Here is a 22,856-nt window from a genome sequence, read left to right on the forward strand (position 1 = left end):
GTATAATTGTTTCAGTAACTAAGGGCAATATGGTAAATAATGATTTCTCTTTTTATGTGAAATATGTCTTGATATAGAATAGTATCATCGGTAAAAGTAGAAGAGGGGAAGGAAAGATTGACCTCAATGAGCAAAATAAATAGCGTAGGAAACCCTACGCGTATAGTTTGGAACATATATTAATACCCCTTTGTGAATAAAAAATAAAGTCGACTTCTCATGAAGAGGCCAGTTATTTAAATTATTACACTCCTTTATTTTTTATCTTTCTTATATTCTTTTCGTTTATTTAACCAAATATGAATTAATTCTACCAATTCCATTGTTTCAATCTCACAATATTCTCCTTTACCATCTTCGGCTAAATTGTCTAACACAGTAGTTGTGTCGTTCCGAATTTCTAAACTGCAAATGTTGCCATTTACTACTACATAATTTTTTTCTCCGTTTAAAACATTATGTATTTCTTCTAAAATCCAATCTCCAAAAGATGTAACTTCAATTCCTAAAAAAGTTTCAACAAGTTTAATTTCTTGAGGAAGTCTCATAACTAAATCACTACTGTTAAGCACTTCAAAACTATATGGATATTTCATGACTATTTTACTCCTTTATTTCTGGCTTTAGTGACTCTATTTACTTCTCTATTAATCTCATAAGCTCTATTAAGGTAATAAATTCTTATACTATCATCTCTATTTTCCTACTTAAATTATAGTAAAAGTAAATTATTATTAAACTTATCTATCCAATATTTCTCTGATGTAGGTATGAATTCAGTGAAATCTTCATATGTACCACTCCAATCTTTTGGTACATAGTTTTCATATGATGCCGGTTCTGGAAACATTGAATATAGTATTTTATTATCAAAGTTAATTAATAAGATTGGACTAAAATCTAATAGATCTTCTCCTGCATTTTTCCTTTTAATATTTTCAAGTAGTAAATAATTTAATTCTTCTTTAGTTGTTTTATATTTATTAATCCTTACTAAAAATACTTCTACATTTTCATGATCTAATACTTTTATTCCATTTCTTTCTTCTGTTTCGTCATTATCTTCAATGCTTATACCTAAATTTTTATATGCATTATCTAATTTATTATAATCTAAAAACCATAGTTCTTTATCTGTTACATACCATCTAAACTCATTTTTATATATGACGGCTACGATAATGTTTTCTGCATAAAGCGGTTCTAATTTCATAATATACTCCTTTTATTATTATCTTAAAATCCTGACATTCTTGGTGTATTCTTCTATTGATTCAATCCAAGTTGCTGACAATTCATATGGATTTCCTGGCGTTTTTTGTTCAACTATTTTCAGGATAGTTGCCCTTGATATGGTGAATTTAAAGTATTGTATTTTCATTTATTAACTCATCTAACGATTTAGGTATATCAAATTTAACTACTCCCAAATTACTTCCTCTATTATATAAGAAATTTTTTTACAAGCTCATTATTATCTGTACTTCATCTTAAACTTTGCTAGAAGCAAGGAAGTAACTTAACAGTCAGTGAAGGATGTGAGCCCTCCACAATGATTAGATTTTCACCTTTTTATATTTTTTTCGGAATTTTTGACAATCTCTTGAACTGTGCGAAATGTCACATCTGTATTTTACAACCTCTCTTATAGTAAGGGTATGTAAGAGAGACGTATTAAAGGAGTGAACAGTATGAAGAAGAAACCTTCAGCACTAATGAGACGTTTAAAATATTTTTCACCAATAGATCGTTATAACGATAATCATACACAAGAAACATATGAAGATCGTGAATGGGAAAATGTGTATAGAAAGCGTTGGCAGCATGATAAAGTAATTCGTTCTACACATGGTGTGAACTGTACTGGTTCATGTAGTTGGAACATTTATGTGAAAGATGGAATTGTAACTTGGGAAGGACAGGAGCTTAACTATCCAACAACAGGTCCAGATATGCCTGACTTTGAACCACGAGGGTGTCCACGTGGAGCGAGTTTTTCTTGGTACATTTATAGTCCACTTCGTGTGAAATATCCGTATGTACGTGGTGTTCTTTGGAGTATGTGGCTAGAGGAATTACAAAATAATGGGTCACCATTAGATGCTTGGAAAAGCATTGTGGAAAACCCTGAAAAAGCACGCAAGTATAAGCAGGCACGTGGTAAAGGGGGATTCGTTCGTGCGAATTGGGATGAAGTGTTACAACTCGTTTCAGCTTCATTATTATATACAGTAATGAAATACGGTCCAGACCGAAATGTTGGCTTTTCACCAATTCCAGCTATGTCGATGTTAAGTCATGCTGCAGGCAGCCGCTTTATGCAACTTATGGGTGGACCGATGCTTAGTTTCTATGATTGGTACGCAGATTTACCACCAGCTTCTCCGCAAATTTGGGGTGATCAAACAGATGTACCAGAAAGTAGTGACTGGTATAACTCTGGTTACATTATGACATGGGGTTCAAATGTACCGATGACAAGAACACCAGACGCACACTTTTTAGCGGAGGTTCGATATAAAGGAACGAAAGTCGTTTCTGTCAGTCCTGATTTTGCTGAGTCAACAAAGTTTGCGGATGATTGGATTAGTGTGAAACAAGGTACAGACGGTGCACTTGCGATGGCAATGGGGCACGTGATCTTACAAGAATTTTACGTAGATAATCAAGTGGAATACTTCACAAAGTATGCGAAGCAATATACTGATTTTCCTTTCTTCGTTACATTGAAACAAAAAGGAGACCAATTCGTTGCGGATCGATTCTTAAATGCTTCTGATATTGGACGCGAAACAAAGTTAGGAGAATGGAAACCTGTACTTTGGAACGAGAACACGAATGATTTTGCAACACCTCATGGCACAATGGGGTCACGTTGGGATAACGAAAAGAAATGGAATTTACGTTTAGAAGATGAAGAAACAGGCGAAAAGATTGATCCACGTCTTTCTGTACTTGGAATGGAAGATCATGTTGGAACTGTACAAATCCCGTACTTCTCTGATAATGGAAACAAAGTATTAGAACGTACAATTCCAGTGAAAAAGGTTATGACAGAAGAGGGCGAAGTGTTCGTTACTACTGTATATGACTTAACGTTAGCAAATTACGGTGTGAACCGAGGGCTTGGTGGACAAGAGCCGAAAGACTTCAATGATGACGTGCCGTTTACACCTGCATGGCAAGAGAAAATGACAGGAGTAAAACGTGAGCTTATTATTCAAATCGCTCGTGAGTTCGCACAAAATGCTGTTGATACGAATGGTCGCTCAATGATTATTGTCGGGGCTGGTATTAACCATTGGTTTAACTCTGATACAATTTATCGCGCCGTTTTAAATCTTGTACTTCTCGTTGGAGCACAAGGTGTAAACGGCGGTGGCTGGGCGCATTACGTTGGGCAAGAAAAATTACGACCAGCAGAAGGATGGCAAACAATCGCAATGGCAAAAGATTGGCAAGGGCCACCGAAATTACAAAACGGTACATCTTTCTTCTATTTCGTAACAGATCAATGGCGCTATGAAGATACACCAGTGGGACATTTAGCATCACCAGTCGAAGGCAACTCTCGTTATCAACATCACGGTGATTACAACGTATTAGCGGCGCGACTTGGCTGGTTACCTTCTTATCCGACATTTGAGAAAAATGGAATTGAACTATATAAAGAAGCTGTTGCTGCTGGTGCAACAACACAAGAAGAAATCGGAAAATATGTTGCACAAAAATTAAAAGAAAAAGAACTAAAATTTGCGATTGAAGATCCAGATAACAAAAATAACTTCCCGCGCAACTTATTCGTTTGGCGTGCAAACTTAATTTCAAGTTCTGGTAAAGGACACGAATATTTCTTAAAACATTTATTAGGTACAACGAACGGATTAATGAATGATGATAGTGATTCATTACGACCAGAAGAAATGAAATGGCATGAAGAAGCGCCAGAAGGGAAGCTTGATTTGCTCATTAATTTAGATTTCCGTATGGCTGGAACAGCGCTTTATTCTGATATCGTCTTACCGGCTTCAACTTGGTATGAAAAACACGATTTAAGCAGTACAGATATGCATCCATTTGTACATCCATTTAATCCGGCAATCGGTTCGCCATGGGAAGCACGTTCTGACTGGGATATTTTCACTTCACTTTCTAAAGCTGTGTCAGATTTAGCAGAGAAAATTGATCTTGAACCAATGAAAGAAGTTGTTGCAACACCACTTCTTCATGATACACCGCAAGAATTAGCACAACCACTTGGTAAGATTAAAGATTGGAGCAAAGGTGAGTGTGAACCAATACCAGGTAAAACGATGCCGCAAATTCATGTTGTCGAAAGGGATTATAAAACGATTTATGACAAAATGACAGCACTTGGACCAAATGCCGGGAAACAACCGATTGGTACGAAAGGAATTTCTTGGTCGGCAGAAAAAGAGTATGAGCAATTAAAAAGCCGATTAGGAGTTGTTCGAACAGATTCTATTGCGAAAGGTTGTCCAGACATAAAAGAAGCAATCAATGCTGCTGAAGCGGTATTAACGCTTTCTTCTACAACAAATGGTCATATGGCTGTAAAAGCATGGGAAGCACTTGAAAAACAAACAGATTTAAAATTACGTGATTTAGCAGAAGAACGTGAAGAAGAATGCTTCACATTTGAACAAATTACAGCGCAGCCAAAAACAGTAATTACTTCTCCAGCCTTTACAGGTTCTGAAAAAGGTGGGCGCCGTTACTCACCATTTACAACAAATGTAGAACGTCTCATCCCTTGGAGAACAATCACTGGACGACAATCTTTCTATTTAGATCATGACATGATGAAAGAATTTGGTGAAACGATGGCAACATTTAAACCAATTCTGCAACATAAACCGTTCCGTAAATCACGACCTGAAGTAGAAGGGAAAGAGATTACACTAAACTATTTAACACCGCATAATAAGTGGTCCATTCATAGTATGTACTTTGATTCATTACCGATGTTAACGCTATTTAGAGGTGGTCCAACTGTTTGGATGAATAAAGAAGATGCTGAAGAAGCTGGTGTTGCAGATAATGATTGGATTGAGTGCTTTAACCGTAACGGTGTTGTTGTAGCACGTGCAGTTGTAACGCACCGTATACCGAGAGGAATGGCGTTTATGCACCATGCGCAAGATCGCCACATTAACGTACCTGGAACGAAATTAACAAGTAATCGCGGGGGAACGCATAATAGTCCAACTCGAATTCACGTAAAACCGACACATATGATTGGTGGATACGGTCAATTAAGTTATGGATTTAACTATTATGGTCCAACTGGGAACCAGCGCGATTTAAACGTTGTAATTCGCAAACTGAAGGAGGTAGATTGGCTTGAAGATTAAAGCACAAGTCGGAATGGTAATGAACCTAGATAAATGCATCGGCTGCCATACTTGTAGCGTAACGTGCAAAAACACCTGGACAAATCGTCCAGGTGCTGAATATATGTATTTCAATAACGTAGAAACGAAACCTGGCATTGGTTATCCGAAGCAATGGGAAGATCAGGAGAAATATAAAGGTGGCTGGGAATTGAAAAATGGTGAAATTCAGCTGAAATCCGGTTCGAAAATGAAGCGCCTTATGAATATTTTCCACAATCCAGATCAACCAACAATTGATGATTACTTTGAACCGTGGAACTATGATTATGAAACGTTAACAAATAGTCCGCAGCGTAAGCATCAGCCAGTTGCTCGTCCGAAATCAGCAATTACAGGCGAATTTATCGACAAAATTGAATGGGGTCCAAACTGGGAAGATGATTTAGCTGGTGGACATATAACAGGATTACAAGATCCGAACGTAAAGAAAATGGAAGAAGAAATTAAAACCGATTTTGAAAATGTCTTTATGATGTATTTACCACGCATATGCGAACATTGTATGAATCCATCTTGCGTATCGTCTTGTCCATCTGGTGCGATGTATAAACGGGAAGAAGATGGGATTGTTCTTGTGGATCAAAACGCATGTCGTGCATGGAGATTCTGCGTATCGTCTTGCCCATATAAAAAAGTGTACTTTAATTGGCAAACGAATAAAGCGGAAAAATGTACAATGTGTTTCCCACGTATTGAAGCTGGTATGCCAACAATTTGTTCGGAAACATGTGTAGGACGTATCAGATATATTGGGGTAATGCTATATGACGCTGACAAAGTAAAAGAAGCGGCTTCTGTTGAGAATGAAAAAGATTTATATGAATCTCAGCTTACTGTTTTCCTAGATCCAAATGATCCTGAAGTAGCAGCTGAAGCGAAAAAACAAGGCATTCCTGAAGAGTGGATTAAAGCGGCACAACAGTCACCAATCTATAAAATGATTATCGATTGGAAAATTGCTCTACCACTTCACCCAGAGTATCGTACAATGCCAATGGTTTGGTATATCCCACCGCTTAGCCCAATTATGAATATGGTGGAAGGGAAAGGTAGTAACTGGCAAGCAGAAGAGATTTTCCCTGCTATCGATAATATGCGTATTCCAATTCAATATTTAGCGAATTTACTCACTGCAGGAGATGAATCACACATTCGACTTACATTGAAAAAAATGGCTGTTATGCGAACGCATATGAGAGCACTGCAAATTAATAAAGAACCAAATGAAGCGGTATTAAAAGAACTTGGTTTAACAAAACAAGATGTAGAAGACATGTATCGTCTGCTTGCTATCGCAAAATATAAAGATCGTTTTGTTATCCCGACGTCTCACCGCGAACAAGTTGCAGATTTATACAATGAACAAGGAAGCTGTGGTTTATCATTTGCAGGTGGTCCAGGCTCTTGCATGACAATTTCTTAAATAATGGGGGCGGAAAAATATGAAACAAAGTCTACAAATTGCTTTTTCTTGTTCTTCATTCCTTCTCTCCTATCCGGAACTCGGGTGGAGAGAAGCTTTAGCTGAATTGCAAGAAGAGATTGAAGCGATTGAACAGGAAGAAGTTAAAACTTCACTTACAGCATTTATAAAACAAGCACTGGATAAAACGAACGATCAACTTATTGATAGTTACGTATATACATTTGATTTTGGTAAGAAGACAAATATGTATTTAACGTATATGAACACCGGTGAGCAAAGGGAAAGAGGTATTGAATTACTAGAGTTAAAACAGCATTATAAAAAATCTGGTTTTGAAGTAACAGATAAAGAACTACCTGATTATTTACCGCTATTACTAGAGTTTTTTGCAAATGCAAATGAGCAAGACAGTGAACCAATTATGAGTAAATACAAAGAGAACATCCAAGCATTACACGTTCAGTTAAAAGAAGCTGATAGTATGTATGAACCAATTCTTGCGGCTGTTCTACTCGCTATCGATACATGGGGTGTACAGACAAATTAGAAAGGAGAGTTGTCAAAATGATGGATCAATTTCTATGGGTGTTGTTTCCCTATATCATTTTTGCAATCTTTATCGGTGGACATATTTTTAGATACAACTATGATCAATTTGGATGGACATCAAAATCTAGTGAACTATTAGAAAAGAAAATGCTCCGAATCGGAAGTCTATTATTCCACTTTGGGATCATGTTCGTAATTGGCGGTCATGTTATGGGAATTTTAATTCCAGAAGCTGTATACCGTTCCATAGGTATTTCTGAGCATACGTATCATGTAGTAGCAATTAGTTTTGGGCTTCCAGCAGGGGTTGCTTCAATCATCGGTTTAATTATATTAACGTACCGCCGCGTAACGGTAAAACGTATCATTGCAACGAGTACAAAGGGAGATTATATTGCGCTTATTCTATTACTTATCGTAATGCTAGCAGGACTTTCTTCAACGTTTTTAAATATCGACTCAAAAGGATTTGATTATCGTACAACGATCGGTCCATGGTTCCGAAGCCTCTTCGTTTTTCAACCGAAAGTTGATTATATGAAGGAAGTACCTGTATGGTTTAAAATTCATATTCTTGCGGGAATGGGGCTTTTCGCAGTATGGCCATTTACTAGACTGGTACACGTATTTAGTGCCCCAATTAAATATGTAAGCCGTAGCTATGTAATTTACAGAAGACGTATTCCAAATGAATTGAAAAAATAAATTAGTTTTATATGTTTCGTAATTTATAAGGAAAGCCGAGATCTAATTGGAGACCTCGGCTTTCCTTATAGGTATAAGTACCTAAATAAGACGCTAATCAATACTACAAACAGAAGCAGAACAATCTTCACAAGCAATTTCACATTTTAAAAATTGTAAATCGTGTATTGTAATCTTTCCTTTATGAATAGAAATTGTACCTTGCTTTTTTAATTCATTTAACATTCGATTTACACTTTCACGTGAAGTTGCACAGAAATTAGCAAGTTCTTGATTCGTTAACGGTAAATCGATGAGAATACCATTTTCCTTTAAAACACCATAACTATTTGTCATTCGTATGAGAGTAGAATATAAGGCACCTTTTTTGCCGTGTAATACTAAATCTCGGAACTTCGTTTGCATTCTTCTTAAATGTTCACTAATCCATTTCATAAATTCAAATACAAGAGCTGGTTTTTGGAGTAATTCTTTTTCTAACGCTTCACGCTTTATAACGCCTACTTCAACATCTTCAAGGCATTTTGAATTTAATAAATACTTCGCATTATCCGTGAACAATGTTAATTCTCCAATAATGTCGTATGCCGAACAAATTCGAAGTGTTAGTTCTTGTCCGTCAGCACTAAGTTTACTAATTTGTACTTTTCCTGAGTGGATGATATAGAGTTCGGTTGCCTCCATACCTTCTTGAAAAATAAAACTACCTTTTTTTATCTGCATTTTATATTCAACAGATGCAAGTAATTCTTTTAAATCTTGAGATAATGTCATACTGTTTGCCACAGCAATCACCTTTCTTCTTATAAGCAATACATTTCCTATTTTGAGTGTAAATATGATGAAAATGCAAGAGCTATTTTAAAAATAATGTAAAATTTCAATGACCGTAAGGAGTATGGCCTGAAGATGTGAACAAAATGCGAACGGATTTGTGAAAAGTTTTTGAATGGGGAAAGTGATGTGAGAAAAGTCACATTGAATATGTAGCTTCTTTTTTATAATAAAGGCAAATAAAAAAATGAAAGCTTACTAAGGATTGCAGCAGAAAAGAAGGGATATAGATGCACGAGAACATGAAAGATTCTTTAAAGCGGCCACTTCAAGATTTACGCATTTCAGTTATTGATCGTTGTAATTTTAGGTGCACATATTGTATGCCTGCTGAAGTGTTCGGACCTGATTATGCTTTTTTACAGGAAGAGTGTTTATTAACGTTTGATGAAATAGAAAGGTTAGCGAGATTATTTATAAGTATGGGAATTAATAAAATTAGGCTTACTGGCGGTGAACCTTTATTGCGTAAAGACTTACCGAAGTTAATTGGAAGACTTGCAAAGCTAGAAGGCTTAAAAGATATTGGGCTCACAACAAACGGAATTCATTTAGCAAAACAAGCTAAGGCGCTAAAAGAAGCAGGATTAAAGCGTGTAAATATTAGTTTAGATGCAATAGAGGATTGTGTCTTCCAAAAAATTAATGGAAGACATGTAAGTACGAAACCTGTACTGAAAGGAATTGAAGCAGCGAAGGAAGCTGGATTAGAAGTAAAGGTAAATATGGTCGTAAAAAAAGGGATGAATGATAGTCAAATTCTTCCTATGGCTCAGTATTTTAAAGAACAAGAAATACAGTTACGTTTCATTGAGTTTATGGATGTAGGCAGTACGAACGGATGGAACTTTGAACAAGTCGTTACGAAGGAACAATTAATAGAGAAAATTAATCGTGTATATCCAATTGAACCTGTTAAACCTCGTTACTTTGGAGAAGTTGCGAAATTGTATCGATATGTAGGAAGCGATGCCGAAGTTGGATTTATTACTTCAGTATCTGAGTCATTTTGTTCTTCTTGTACGAGAGCCCGTATTTCGGCAGACGGCAAGTTTTATACGTGCTTATTTGGAGAAAAAGGAACGGATTTACGATCGCTTCTTCGAGAAAATATTTCTGATGCATCACTATTAAAAATTTTACAACATACATGGCGATATAGAACAGATCGATATTCAGATGAAAGAACGGCGGAAAGTACAAATAAACGTCAAAAAGTTGAGATGTCTTACATTGGTGGATAGCGAAAGGAGGATTCCTTATGCAAGAGCGATATTCAAGACAAGTATTGTTTTCTGGAATAGGTGAAATGGGACAAAGGAAAATAAGGGAAAAGCATGTGCTCTTAATTGGTGCGGGGGCGCTAGGAGCTGCAAATGCAGAAGCGCTCGTTCGGATGGGAATTGGGAAATTGACAATTGCCGATCGTGACTATGTCGAATGGAGTAATTTACAACGGCAACAGTTATATACAGAAGAAGATGCAAAACAATGCAAACCAAAAGCAATTGCAGCGGCAGAACATGTAAGAAGGATTAATTCTGAGGTGGAAATTGTACCAGTTGTAACGGATGTCACAATGAAAGAAATGGAAGAGTTAACGAAAGAAGTGGATCTCATATTAGATGCGACTGACAACTTTGATACGCGTCTACTTATAAATGATATTTCACAAAAAGAAAATATACCTTGGATATACGGTGGATGCATTGGAAGTTACGGTGTAACGTACACAATTCTTCCAGGAAAAACACCATGTTTTCGCTGCTTAATGGATCATCCGATGGGCGGTGCAACATGTGATACAGCGGGAATTATTCAGCCAGCTGTACAGATGGTTGTTGCTCACCAAGTGACAGAAGCAATGAAAATATTGGTGGATGATTTCGAGACGCTACGAGGAACAATGTTATCATTTGATATTTGGAACAATCAATTTCTCTCATTAAAAGTAAATAAACAGAAAAAAAGTACATGTCCATCTTGCGGAAATACACGTACGTACCCAAGTTTAACATTTGAATCACAGGTGAAAACGGAGGTGCTATGCGGACGGAATACAGTTCAAATCCGTCCAGGAATAAAGAGAGCTCTAAATTTAAACGAAATTAAAAAAAGATTACAAAAAATTGTACATGTCCAAAAAACGCCGTACTTACTATCATTTCTAATTGATGAATATCGTTTCGTTTTATTTACAGACGGTAGGGCATTTGTTCATGGGACAAATGATGTGAAAATGGCAAAACGACTATATGCAAAATATATAGGATGAACAGAGAGAGTTTCTCCTTATTAAAACGAGGTGAAAAAGAATGTTAGAAAAACGTATACCGATTCCAGTGGCAGAAGCAGTTGCACGAGTAATGAAATATGCTCATCAAGGTGAAACAGAAGAGGTTTCTCTTATAGAAAGTTACGGTAGAACGCTTGGAGAAGATGTTATTGCAGATCATGATGTCCCACATTTTGATCGCTCTCCGTACGACGGATTTGCGATTCGAGCGGAAGACACAAAAGAAGCAAGTAGCAGTAATCCCATTCAGTTTGAAGTGATTGGTGAAATTGGAGCAGGGGTTGTTTTTACAGAAGAAGTGAAAGCATTTCAAGCTGTCCGTATTATGACAGGAGCCGCAATTCCGAAAGGGTGTAATGCGGTTGTGATGTTGGAGATAACGGAAGGGTTTGAAGAAAACGAAAAGACTTATATGGTATTAAAACGGTCTTTCTCTCCTGGTGATAACATTTCTTTTAAAGGAGAAGATGTAAAACAAAATAGCACCCTTGTGAAAAAAGGGACTGTTATTAATCCTGGAGTTGCAGCACTTCTTGCTACGTTTGGTTATAGTTCCGTACATGTTGTAAAACAGCCGATTATTGGAATTGTAACGACGGGTAGTGAACTGCTTGAAGTACATGAACAATTAAAGCCAGGGAAGATTCGAAATAGTAACTCCTATATGATAGCTGCGCAAATTGAACGAGCGGGCGGAGTTGTACGGTATTATGGACAATTCATTGACGATTTTGAGACGTGTTATAACAATGTGAAAAAGGCGATAAAAGAAGTTGATATTTTAATTACGACTGGTGGCGTTTCAGTAGGAGACTATGACTATTTGCCTGCTATTTATGAGAGATTACAATCTAATGTACTTTTTAACAAAATAGCGATGCGACCAGGAAGTGTGACAACTGTAGCTGAGGTAGAAGGAAAACTACTATTTAGTTTATCTGGTAATCCTTCAGCTTGTTATGTCGGTTGTGAATTATATGTTAGACCAGTCATTGGAACATACTTGCATAGAAAAGATTCGTACGTATTTCGTGCAGAGGCAATTTTACAAAAAGACTTTCCGAAAGCAAATCCGTTTACTCGATTTGTAAGAGGGAGAGTAGAAATTGTAGATGGTCAATTACAAGTTACACCAGTTGGTTTAGATAAATCTAGCGCAATTTCTTCACTTGCAGAAGCGAATGCATTTATCGTTTTGCCAGGGGGAACGAGAGGATTTAAAGCTGGAATTACTGTTTCGGTACTGTTATTAGAATCAACCAACGGAAGTGAATGGCCATGGAAAGAATTGCTTCGTTCATACAAATAATAGAAAAATAGGTTGCTAATTTATACAAAGATAAGAGGTGCGAAATGACACATACGTATTATGAAGTAATAGATACACCTATATCAATTGAAGAAGTTACAAACAAAGTAATTCGGCGTGAGTGTGGTGCGGTTACTACTTTTATTGGCACTGTTAGAGAATTTACGAAAGGCCGTCGTACCCTTTATTTAGAGTATGTAGCTTATAAAACAATGGCGGAGAAACAGCTTGAGAGAATTGGTACAGAAGTAGGGGAGAAATGGCCTGGGGCATATGTGGCAATTACACATCGCATTGGTACATTACAAATTTCTGATTTGGCTGTTGTCGTTGCTGTTGCTACACCGCATCGGAAAGCTGCTTATGAGGCGAATGAATATATTATGGAGCGTATAAAACAAATTATTCCGATATGGAAAAAAGAGTTTTGGGAAGATAGTGAGTCGTGGATAGGCGATCAGTTAGAGAAAACAGCATATGGTAATGGCGAGCCTGGAAAGGAGATGAGAATTTGATTGAAGTACTATTATTTGCACATTTACAAGAAGAAGTAAGTAAGCCAGCATTACACATAGATTGTGAAAATATTACAGTCGCGAAGCTGAAGGAAGTTCTGATTAAGGAATATAATGTAGCAATTTCAAACGAGATTATGGTCGCGATAAATGAAGAATACGCAAATGAGGATGACATTATTCAAACTGGTGATGTCGTAGCAATGATTCCGCCAGTAAGTGGTGGTTGATTCTTTTCAGCCTAATCATGTAAGAACGTGATTAGGCTGGAGGGAATGAATATAACTACGTATACATAGGAGGGAACAGGATGAAAAGTCCTAATTTTCAATTAAGTTTACAAACTTCTAATCTAATTATCGGTTTTATGGTGTGGGTTATTTTATCATCATTAATGCCCTATATTAAAGTGGATATCCCATTAACTGCGGGACAAATTTCTATGGTAACAGCAGTACCCGTTATTTTAGGTTCTGTTCTTCGCATTCCAATTGGTTATTGGACCAATCGTTTCGGAGCAAGAAAATTATTCTTTATTAGTTTTATTCTATTATTATTTCCTGTTTTTTATATTAGTGTTGCCAATTCTATGATGGATTTAATTATTGGTGGATTATTTGTAGGAATCGGTGGTGCTGTATTCTCTGTAGGAGTAACTTCTTTACCAAAATACTTTCCAAAAGAGAGTCACGGTTTTGTAAATGGTATTTACGGTGTCGGTAACGCTGGAACAGCAATTACTTCATTTTTAGCGCCTGTTATCGCAACTTCAGTTGGCTGGAGAACGACAGTACAATGTTATTTAATTTTACTTGCAGCGTTTGCACTTATGAACTTTTTATTAGGTGATCGTAAAGAGAAAAAAGTGAATACACCACTAATGGAACAAATAAAAGGTGTATATAAAAATGAGAAACTTTGGTTTTTATGTATCTTTTACTTTTTAACTTTCGGATCATTTGTTGCATTTACAGTATATTTACCAAACTTTTTAGTATCTCATTTCGGATTAGAGAAAGTAGATGCAGGTATGCGGACAGCCGGATTCATCGTACTCGCAACAATTATGCGTCCGATTGGTGGTTGGCTGGGTGATAAGTTTAATCCATTTAAAATATTAATCTTCGTATTTATCGGTTTAACACTTTCAGGTATTATTTTATCATTTATGCCAAGCATGAACGTATATACATTTGGTTGCCTATTAGTCGCATTTTGCGCAGGTATCGGTAATGGTACAATTTTCAAACTCGTTCCGATGTATTTCTCAGAACAAGCTGGTATTGTAAATGGACTCGTTTCAGCTTTAGGCGGACTTGGAGGATTCTTCCCGCCACTAATTTTAACATTACTGTTCCAACTAACAGGTCATTATGCAATTGGATTTATGGCATTATCAGAAGTCGCACTTGCTTGTTTAATCATTACAGTATGGATGTATAGTCAAGAAAAGCTGTTAGTGATGTTAAAGAATCATTAATAAAGAAAAAGAGCCGTCCCAAAGTATTTTGGGGTGGTTCTTTTAGTAATAGGCTTCAACATGTTTTCTATTGATATCTTAACGAACGTTTGTTTCCTGAAATAATGTGGTTTTAAAATGAAAAACAGAAGAGTAATGGGATTTTATGTTAAAATATAAATATCAGATGTTATTCAATTAAAGGGCAGGTTAGTTCAAGCATAAAGATTAAACTAATTTTTAGAAAGCAAATATTTAATTGGATTGGGGTGTTTAGATGAAAAAGTTATATAAGTCCACTCAAGATAAACAAGTATCAGGTGTGTTAGGTGGCTTAAGTGACAAGTATGGAATTGATGTTAGTATCCTTCGCATAGTAACTGCATTATCAGCCTTTTTTACTAGCGGATTTACAGTGTTAATTTATATAATAGCTGCAATTGTTTTGCCTACAGATAAAGAAATTAAGGGATAAATGTATGACCTTAAATCTAATTCTACAATCGAGAACTCAGTTTTTTGTCTATTGAAAGTTTACAAAGTAAAAGAAACAGTACGATTGTTATAAGACTGAAATGAATAAACGAAACATCCTCATAAAACATTCGGAATATATCGAGAATGAAAACAATAACTTTTGAATTAAACGATATGACTATTGATCGCTAATGAATCGATTAATAGTCACTCCTTTCTAAAAAATATCTATCAATCTATATCAAGAAATATAAAAATTGAAATTCCTCGGAATTTTAAAAAACATATGACGGTATCTATAACAAGAAAAAACTTCATATTTTATTAGAACCAGCTTTTTGATAAGGCTAATGAGTATTGTGAAAAAGTATACTTAAACTAAAGAATACAGTTCAGTTCGATAAGATAAAATTATAAATTTCTATAAATAATCCATAATTTTCTTTATGGATCATATTTGTTATGTTAAAGAAAAGAAAGGGGAGGGAAATGAAATGAGTGTTTTTTCTGATTATTGAGAACTAATGGTGTTTTCCGATGAATTAAATGTGATCCATATGTAGTAAAGTGTTTAATCCAACTAAAATATATGTAGAATGAGGTTGTAAATGTTTGTTTTTATTATATTAGACGTAATATTACCGATATTAATATTGATGTTAATTGGTGCAATCTTACAAAGAAAATTTCAATTTAACCTAAAGCAGCTATCTACACTTATTACGTATTGCTTGATGCCTGCGGCTGTATTTGTGAATATATATGATATTCGTATAGAAACAGGTTTGTTGCTCCAGATAATATATTATTTAATGCTTTATAGTCTGAGTCTAATGCTAGTAAGTCATTTCATTTCAAAAACGTTAAAGTTAGAAAAAGGAGAAAGTGCAGCTCTAAAAAATAGTATTTCGTTAATGAATTCCGGTAATTATGGATTACCAGTAAGTCAATTGATTTTTAGTCACAATCCAGTGGGGGTTTCCATTCAGATTTTCATTGTTATTTTCCAGAATCTTTTAACCTATTCATATGGAATATATAACTTACTATCAGCAACAAAAACAATCGGAGGTATTATTCAATCATTTCTAAGACTGCCTGTATTTCATGCGCTCGTATTAGGGATTCTCTTTCAATCTTTTACAATTCAATTACCTAATTCTATCTTGCTACCTCTTAATCAGCTTGCGAATGGTTTTGTTGCAATAGCACTCATATTGCTAGGGGCGCAATTATCCAACATTAAGCTTAAATTTTTCCATCGAGTCATAACATGGGCTTTAATTGGAAGGTTACTGATGGGACCATTAGTAGCACTTACCATGATCTACCTACTAAAGATTGATGGTATTGTTGCACAATCATTATTTATTGCAAGTTCTTTTCCTACTTCAAGAAATACAGCAACCATTGCTATGGAGTATCAAATAGAGCCTGAACTACATGCGCAAATCGTTTTATTTTCAACACTTTTTAGTATTGTTACAGTAACTGTCGTTATTTATTTGTCATATATTTTGTTTTGAATTTACATGCAAAAACGAATAGATTTGAGGTGGCGAGTGATGGAAGGGAATCGATATGAGAAAAAGCAGTCTTTCATATATTAGGTGTCTTTTACAATTGTATCGTGTCTGATAATTAAGCGGCTTAATTCAAAAAAGGAAACTCATTAAGGTTTATTTCGTATACAAATCTTTAAAGCATTTACATATAGACTTGCGAAAAAAGACGCAATCTCGCTTATAATTAAGATTACATGAGCTTAGGATGATAGCGATGGGGCGGGAGTGTCAAGTAAGAATTTTATCTTTATTGATTTTATGAGGTTTTTCCTCATAATTGTATTTAAGGGAGATGATTCTAAAATGAGTAAACAGAATATTAGTACAACTATTTCAGGAGATTTGATTGTTACCCATCTAATTGGCCAGATTAAAACAGAGGATGTGTATGAATGGTTTAATGGCTTTGAGCAGGTTTGTCAGCAATTTATTTCTGAGGGGCGGAAATACAAATTGTTGGTGGATAGAAAAGGATACACGCCAAATCATTTTTCTGTTCAAAAAGTATGGAAAGAGAAGTTCTTCAATGAAACTATTTTGAATCATAGCAAGGCAATTGCATTTCTTCTTGAAGAAGGAGAGATACTGAAGTATTTGCAACAATCCAATACAAAAGAATCCGTAGAGTTTTTTGACGATTATGAACAAGCGCTAAATTGGTTGAATGAATATCCAATATAAAAACTGAATAGAAAGAGTTGCTCGTAATGTTGCACTTGTCATGAAATTTACTTGCTTACAAGTTGCAAACACCATTCATTTTCTTCGTAGATTGCTTATGGAATAAAAGAACGGAACTACAACAAAAAGAACAAACGTCCCCTAACAAACGTTTGTCCAAAGGTAATTACGATTTTAACTAAGAAATAGACTACAATTTATGTGTACGAGAAATCTTTTTTATAAGTTTAGGCAATATAGATGTTAGTTCTTGCTTCAAACGCTTCGTAAACGATGGATCTTTACCTGAAGTTGAAATCGTTACAACATATTCACCATTTCGGATGACACCCGGTGTGTGAAACGATGATTCTGTACCGTCACTTACAACGTTAACCCATTGAAAATCATGGGCGGCCTGTTTGACCATCATATTTACAGCATGTTGATTTGTAGCTGCATAAATAAGATGAGCATCTTTAATATCATCATTACTAAAAGTTTTTTGCTTCCAAGTAATAAAAGGAAGTTCCTTCATCTCCTCGCAAATTTCTGGGCTGATAACGGTGACAAAAGCGCCTGTATTTTTTAATCCAGACGCTTTTCGATATGCAATTTTACCTCCACCAATGATAACGACCACTTTATTTTGCAGATTAAACATAAGGGGGTACATGTTATACATATATGCATTCCTCCATTCGTTCTAACAATGTTAATTTCATATATGTATCAAACTGTAGGCAATTACAAGTCGTCACGTGATCGTATTTTTTTGTATACAACTTAATTTTTTGAAGCAATAATCCGGTAAAGAGAAGGTAGGGCATGACATATACATGGGATGCAGTTGATGTTATTGTCTTTAGCTCAGCAGTAAAAGAGGGTGTTCCTTTCGTTAAAAAGGAGCACGATACTGGTATACTGAGTTTTTGTTCGACAGCTACTCCAATTTGCTGTAACTCATGTATGGGCTGGGGGTCACTACTACCTCTTCCTACGAGTAAAATACTACTATTTTGCATTGGCATAGCTTCACGTATTCTTTTCACTACAAGTTCAACCATATGCGGATGCGTACTAAAAGGTGGTACAACTGAAAATGTTATATGTGGATATTGCTTTTGCATTTGTTCTATCTCAAAAGGAATATCACATTTATAGTGAGCTGCTGCAAATAATAAAACAGGTACAATCATTATTTCAGTTGCTCCCTCTAGTATCGTTTCTGTAACTGCATCCGAAATGGTAGGTGTCGTTAGTTCTAGAAAAGCTATTTTTTGAGTGCTTTCGTTACGTTCTTTCATAACAGATTGAATAAAGTGAATGAATTGTTCGTTCCCTTCTTGCAAGCGACTACCGTGTCCAACATATACAATTCCTTTCATTGTCTTACCATGTCTTTCTGCATAAGAGTTTCTTGTAATTGATGATCAATGTTATGAAACCCGACTTTATTTGCATAGTGTAAAGTTGGAACGTCGGTATATGAGAATGGGAGAGTAACAATATCGATAAAGCCAAGACGTTTTACTTCTGCTAGAAACGTATCAATAGAAGCGCGTCCTTCAAATACAATGCTATCCCATAAGAATTCTGAAAGCATACGAGAATGGACTTCATCGAAACGATGATCAATTGTATACTTATGAGTCATCATATAGGAGCCGGCACCAATTTTCTCTTGAATAAATGCAATCCGATTAATATTTCTGCCTAAATAAACAGTTGTATCGGAAGAGAACTTTGCTTCTTTACTTAGTAGGCCATATTGCATAAGTTTTTCTTGAGTGGCAACGTTCATGTGTTGCAGCTCTGCCTGTAAGGAACGAATATCTTTCTGGTATTTACTACATGATTGCATCAAAATTTCTACACTTTCAGCTGAACAAAAAACAAGACGATCAACGTTAAAAATTTCATTGATTTGTTCAAGGGTTAATGTATATTCTTCCTTTTTGAAAGTTGGAATTTGATATATTTCTGCACCAGCTTCTTGTAACCTTTGCTTCATTACACTTGTTTTATTTGTTGCGGATGTAAATAAAACTTTTTTACCATGTAATGGTTTACGTTCTTTCCAAGCGATTTGATTACGTAAGGAAACGACATCACCAACAATTGTCATAGAAGGGTTAGAAATATTTTCATTTTTGACGATAGAAACAATGGTAGATAGTGTCCCTGTGACAACGCGCTGTTTACCAGTTGTACCCCATTCAATGACTGCTACTGGCGTATCTTCTTTCTTTCCTGCTTGTCGTAAGTTTTCGCAAATTGTAGGTAAGCTTTTTATACCCATGTAGTAGGCAATCGTATCGCTATTGTGAGATGAATTATATTTTCCATGATCGGTTAAAGGACCTTTTGCATGTCCGGTTAGTAAAGTAACGCTATTACTGTAGTTACGGTGGGTAAGGGGGATACCTGCATAGCTACTAGCGGCGATGCTAGATGTAATGCCTGGTACAATTTCATATGGAATATTTGCTGCTGCTAAAGTTTCTGCTTCTTCACCAACACGGCCAAAAATAGATGGATCTCCGCCTTTTAATCGGACAACAATTTTTCCCTCTTTTGCAAATTGAAGAAGGTGTGCGTTAATCATTTCTTGTCGCATAATATGATTCTTTGGCATTTTTCCGCAATACATAAGTTCACATGTTTGTTTTGTATAGCTAAGAAAGAAAGGGTTTAGTAAACGGTCATATAAAACAATATCTGCACGTTTTAAACACTCTATCGCTTTCTTTGTAATAAGCCCTTCATCACCTGGTCCTGCACCAACTAAATATACATATCCGTTCATATAATTGCACCTCATCTAGTTTTATTTAAAAGGAAGCCAGGGGGGGAGGCTTCCTTTTGTAAATTACATATATATATAAATGTCATCATCAATGACTTCTACTTCGTACGTTTGAATACAACCGTCATCAGGTTTTTGAACTTCACCTGTTAGTAATGAAATCTTCCAATCATGCAGTGGACAAAAGACGAATTCACCAGATACAATTCCTTCTGCTAACGGTCCGTTTTTATGAGGACAACGATTTTCTACAGCTCGAATATCACCATTTGAAAGGCGGAATAGGGCGATAGACATACCTTTCATTTGTACCTCTTTACCGATTTGAATAGGAAGATCTTCTGCACGCATAACTTTTATTTTTTCTTTCGTTTGTATCATATAGATCACAGCTCCTTATTTCACAGTTTCTACTTCATACATCGCTTTTAATGATTTCGTTTCTAGTGCTTGTCCCCAAGCTTCTTTATATGTGCCACGGGCCGTTTGGAAACGTTCATTTAACTTAGTGACCATATTTGCATCTTGCAGTATTTCTTTTATGTGATCGAAGCCTAATCGTTCTGTCCAGTAGGCAGTACGCTCTCCGTAAATACCAGTTTCACGATAATATTGCATGTAAGCTGTAGCGATGCGAAGAACATCATCTTCAGTAGGTACAATCATTACAAAATCAGCTTCACGTACTTCTGTACCACCATTTCCACCAATATAAAGTTGGTATCCATTTTCGACACAAACAACGCCAAAATCTTTCGTAAGTACTTCCGCACAGTTACGCGGACAACCCGTTACACCCATCTTCATTTTATGAGGTGTATCTACCATTTCTAATGATTGTTCAAGGAGCATACCAAGTCCTAATGAATCTTTTGTACCGAAACGGCAGAAACGAGAGCCAACACATGATTTTACATTACGAAGAGATTTTGAATACGCATATCCAGAAGTCATATTTAAGTCAGCCCATACGTTAGGTAAATCTTGTTTCTTAACACCGTATAAGCCAATTCGACTTGCACCGGTAATTTTCACAAGTGGAACATCATACTTTTTCGCAACTTCAGCAATTTTCATTAAATCATCTGCTGTTGTAACGCCTCCGTACATACGTGGAATAACAGAGAATGTACCATCGTGCTGGATGTTACCATTCATTCTTTCATTAACGAAACGGGAGGCTTTATCATCTTCATATTCTTCTGGAATCGCCATACGTAAATAGTAGTTCAAAGCAGGACGACATTTTGAACAGCCATCTTCATGTACAAAACCAAGAACATTTCGTACTTCTTTTGGTGATTTTAAGCCTTTTTCATGAATTGCCGCTACGACTTCATCACGTGATAAAGGTGTACATCCGCACATACCAGCAGACTGGGCTGAGGCATCAAAAGCGTCTCCGAGTGTATGAGATAAAACTTGTTCTACAAGCGGACGACATTTACCACAAGACCCTGCGGCTTTCGTACAGCCTTTAACTTCTTCAAAAGTCGTTAACTCTTGTTCTAAAATGGCATGAACGATTGTTCCTTTCGTAACACCATTACATCCACAAATCGTGTCATCTGCACTCATTGTAGCAACATCAAATTCACTTTCTTCACCAGCTTTGTGAAGAATGGACGCTGGTGTATATTCTTGTATATCTTCTTCTTTCTTTAACATGCTAAAGAGGCGTGTACCATCAGCTGTGTCACCATATAAAACGATACCGACGACTTTATTGTCACGAATTAATACTTTTTTATAGGAACGTTTGCATTCATTAAAGATGGATATTGCTTTCGTTTGATCATCTTCATAAATTTGGCCTGCAGAGAATAAATCACAACCAGCAACTTTTAATTGCGTACCGACGATACTGCCCGAATATCCATCAGTTTGTAAATTTGTTATATGTTTTGCTAATATTGCACCTTGTTCATAAAGAGGGGCAACAAGTCCATATGCGATACCGTCATGTTCTGCACATTCGCCAACTGCATAAATGGACTCATCATTTGTTAGCATATAGTCATTGACTACAATGCCGCGATTGACAATTAAACCAGCATCTCTTGCTATTTGCGTATTTGGTCGGATTCCGACAGCCATTACGATTAAATCACAATCTACAACTTCACCATCTTCAAATTGAATGCCCTCAACATGGTTTGTACCAAGAATTTTTACAGTTTTCTTTTCCATTAAAAACTTCATGCCTTGTGCTTCTAAATCTTCACGCAGTAGAGAAGCTGCTTTCGTATCTAGTTGTTGCTCCATTAAGCTAGGCATTAAATGAACAACATGTACGTCCATTCCTAAGTCAATAAGACCTCTTGCTGCTTCTAAACCAAGTAATCCACCACCAATGACAACGGCCTTTTTCTTTTCTTTAGCAGTATCCATCATAAACTGTGTATCTTCAATAGTTCGAAAACCTGTTACACCAGGAAGAGTGGAACCTTCAACCGGTAAAATAAAAGCACTAGAACCTGTTGCAATAATAAGCTTGTCATATGTAAGAGTACGATTCTTTTCTGTAATAATAACTTTTTCTTCTCGGTCAATACTTTGAACTCTTTCATTTGTATACAAAGTTATTTCGTTTTCTTCATACCAACTGTATTCATTCATAATGATATCTTGTATATTTGTTTTACCTTGTAAAACATGAGAGAGCATAATGCGATTATAGTTTGGGTGTGGTTCATCTCCAAAAATAGTAATCTCATATGAATCACAATCATGTTTTAATATTTCTTCCATACAACGTATGCCAGCCATACCATTTCCGATCATAACTAAACGTTTTTTCATTTTCGTTTCCCCTTTTTATGTGAAATGTTGAAC

Annotated in this window: 21 protein-coding genes; 13 read left to right on the forward strand and 8 right to left on the reverse strand. The window is 36.0% G+C overall.

The window, feature by feature from the left end; all coding sequences use genetic code 11:
* Window positions 1–254: 254 nt before the first annotated feature.
* Both PSR14_RS11345 and PSR14_RS11350 read right to left on the reverse strand, forming a co-directional pair.
* Window positions 255–596 carry a hypothetical protein gene (locus PSR14_RS11345; protein WP_000877041.1) on the reverse strand — a complete coding sequence of 114 codons (342 nt, stop codon included), beginning with the start codon at window positions 594–596 and terminating at the stop codon, window positions 255–257.
* A 116-nt stretch (window positions 597–712) separates the two neighbouring features.
* Window positions 713–1,213 carry a hypothetical protein gene (locus PSR14_RS11350; RefSeq protein WP_000764323.1) on the reverse strand — a complete coding sequence of 167 codons (501 nt, stop codon included), beginning with the start codon at window positions 1,211–1,213 and terminating at the stop codon, window positions 713–715.
* Between the two features lie 478 nt (window positions 1,214–1,691).
* Between PSR14_RS11350 and PSR14_RS11355 the strand changes: the two genes are divergently transcribed.
* From PSR14_RS11355 to narI, 4 genes are read left to right on the forward strand one after another with little or no spacing between them, the layout of a single operon-like run.
* The gene (locus tag PSR14_RS11355; RefSeq protein ID WP_000729079.1) at window positions 1,692–5,375 is read left to right on the forward strand and encodes a nitrate reductase subunit alpha; all 3,684 of its coding nucleotides are present in this window, start codon (window positions 1,692–1,694) and stop codon (window positions 5,373–5,375) included.
* Window positions 5,365–6,840, forward strand: coding sequence for a nitrate reductase subunit beta (narH, locus tag PSR14_RS11360; protein WP_000692685.1), 1,476 nt, complete (start codon window positions 5,365–5,367; stop codon window positions 6,838–6,840). Before PSR14_RS11355 ends, narH begins: the two co-directional genes overlap by 11 nt.
* Window positions 6,841–6,859: 19 nt before the next feature.
* Window positions 6,860–7,390 (forward strand): nitrate reductase molybdenum cofactor assembly chaperone, encoded by a 531-nt coding sequence (narJ, locus tag PSR14_RS11365; protein ID WP_000814203.1) that lies wholly within the window; start codon window positions 6,860–6,862, stop codon window positions 7,388–7,390.
* Between the two features lie 17 nt (window positions 7,391–7,407).
* The gene (gene narI / locus PSR14_RS11370; protein ID WP_000969219.1) at window positions 7,408–8,097 is read left to right on the forward strand and encodes a respiratory nitrate reductase subunit gamma; all 690 of its coding nucleotides are present in this window, start codon (window positions 7,408–7,410) and stop codon (window positions 8,095–8,097) included.
* Window positions 8,098–8,190: 93 nt separating this feature from the next.
* Here the strand turns inward: narI and PSR14_RS11375 are convergent, their stop codons facing one another.
* On the reverse strand, window positions 8,191–8,883 hold the full coding sequence (locus tag PSR14_RS11375; RefSeq protein ID WP_000013859.1) for a Crp/Fnr family transcriptional regulator: 693 nt from the start codon (window positions 8,881–8,883) through the stop codon (window positions 8,191–8,193).
* A gap of 278 nt (window positions 8,884–9,161) precedes the next feature.
* On the opposite strand from PSR14_RS11375, the gene moaA reads away from it, so the two are divergent.
* The 9 genes from moaA to PSR14_RS11420 all read left to right on the forward strand — a co-directional run bounded on the left by moaA (window position 9,162) and on the right by PSR14_RS11420 (window position 17,233).
* Entirely contained in the window at window positions 9,162–10,175 is a 1,014-nt protein-coding gene (gene moaA / locus PSR14_RS11380; protein ID WP_000545017.1) for a GTP 3',8-cyclase MoaA, read from the forward strand.
* Between the two features lie 17 nt (window positions 10,176–10,192).
* Window positions 10,193–11,206 (forward strand): molybdopterin-synthase adenylyltransferase MoeB, encoded by a 1,014-nt coding sequence (locus PSR14_RS11385; RefSeq protein WP_001158139.1) that lies wholly within the window; start codon window positions 10,193–10,195, stop codon window positions 11,204–11,206.
* Window positions 11,207–11,246: 40 nt separating this feature from the next.
* Window positions 11,247–12,536 carry a gephyrin-like molybdotransferase Glp gene (gene glp, locus PSR14_RS11390; protein WP_074604007.1) on the forward strand — a complete coding sequence of 430 codons (1,290 nt, stop codon included), beginning with the start codon at window positions 11,247–11,249 and terminating at the stop codon, window positions 12,534–12,536.
* Window positions 12,537–12,580: 44 nt separating this feature from the next.
* Window positions 12,581–13,051, forward strand: coding sequence for a molybdenum cofactor biosynthesis protein MoaE (locus PSR14_RS11395; RefSeq protein ID WP_000149969.1), 471 nt, complete (start codon window positions 12,581–12,583; stop codon window positions 13,049–13,051).
* Entirely contained in the window at window positions 13,048–13,281 is a 234-nt protein-coding gene (gene moaD / locus PSR14_RS11400; protein WP_000573674.1) for a molybdopterin converting factor subunit 1, read from the forward strand. Before PSR14_RS11395 ends, moaD begins: the two co-directional genes overlap by 4 nt.
* A gap of 80 nt (window positions 13,282–13,361) precedes the next feature.
* Complete coding sequence (narK, locus tag PSR14_RS11405; RefSeq protein WP_000841849.1) at window positions 13,362–14,531, forward strand: nitrate transporter NarK; 1,170 nt, start codon at window positions 13,362–13,364, stop codon at window positions 14,529–14,531.
* Between the two features lie 256 nt (window positions 14,532–14,787).
* A complete protein-coding gene (locus PSR14_RS11410) occupies window positions 14,788–14,985 on the forward strand; it encodes a PspC domain-containing protein (RefSeq protein WP_000737852.1) in 198 nt (65 codons plus the stop codon).
* Between the two features lie 610 nt (window positions 14,986–15,595).
* Window positions 15,596–16,513: an AEC family transporter gene (locus PSR14_RS11415; protein WP_098487114.1), complete on the forward strand. Its 918-nt coding sequence runs from the start codon at window positions 15,596–15,598 to the stop codon at window positions 16,511–16,513.
* Window positions 16,514–16,810: 297 nt separating this feature from the next.
* A complete protein-coding gene (locus PSR14_RS11420; protein ID WP_073535995.1) occupies window positions 16,811–17,233 on the forward strand; it encodes an STAS/SEC14 domain-containing protein in 423 nt (140 codons plus the stop codon).
* A 190-nt stretch (window positions 17,234–17,423) separates the two neighbouring features.
* On the opposite strand, the gene PSR14_RS11425 is transcribed toward PSR14_RS11420, so the two are convergent.
* From PSR14_RS11425 to nirB, 5 genes are all read right to left on the reverse strand, one after another.
* Complete coding sequence (locus PSR14_RS11425) at window positions 17,424–17,897, reverse strand: precorrin-2 dehydrogenase (protein ID WP_098487115.1); 474 nt, start codon at window positions 17,895–17,897, stop codon at window positions 17,424–17,426.
* Window positions 17,890–18,600 carry a sirohydrochlorin chelatase gene (locus PSR14_RS11430; RefSeq protein ID WP_098487116.1) on the reverse strand — a complete coding sequence of 237 codons (711 nt, stop codon included), beginning with the start codon at window positions 18,598–18,600 and terminating at the stop codon, window positions 17,890–17,892. Before PSR14_RS11430 ends, PSR14_RS11425 begins: the two co-directional genes overlap by 8 nt.
* Window positions 18,597–20,021, reverse strand: coding sequence for a uroporphyrin-III C-methyltransferase (locus tag PSR14_RS11435; RefSeq protein WP_074533075.1), 1,425 nt, complete (start codon window positions 20,019–20,021; stop codon window positions 18,597–18,599). The genes PSR14_RS11430 and PSR14_RS11435 overlap by 4 nt, the downstream gene beginning before the upstream one ends.
* A 63-nt stretch (window positions 20,022–20,084) precedes the next feature.
* Window positions 20,085–20,402, reverse strand: a complete 318-nt coding sequence (gene nirD / locus PSR14_RS11440; protein WP_000616691.1) for a nitrite reductase small subunit NirD — start codon at window positions 20,400–20,402, stop codon at window positions 20,085–20,087.
* Between the two features lie 15 nt (window positions 20,403–20,417).
* Window positions 20,418–22,823 (reverse strand): NADPH-nitrite reductase large subunit, encoded by a 2,406-nt coding sequence (gene nirB / locus PSR14_RS11445; protein ID WP_074533074.1) that lies wholly within the window; start codon window positions 22,821–22,823, stop codon window positions 20,418–20,420.
* Window positions 22,824–22,856 lie beyond the last annotated feature (33 nt).

It is taken from the genome of Bacillus sp. A01H (genome assembly GCF_045277205.1).
Classification (GTDB): domain Bacteria; phylum Bacillota; class Bacilli; order Bacillales; family Bacillaceae_G; genus Bacillus_A; species Bacillus_A paranthracis.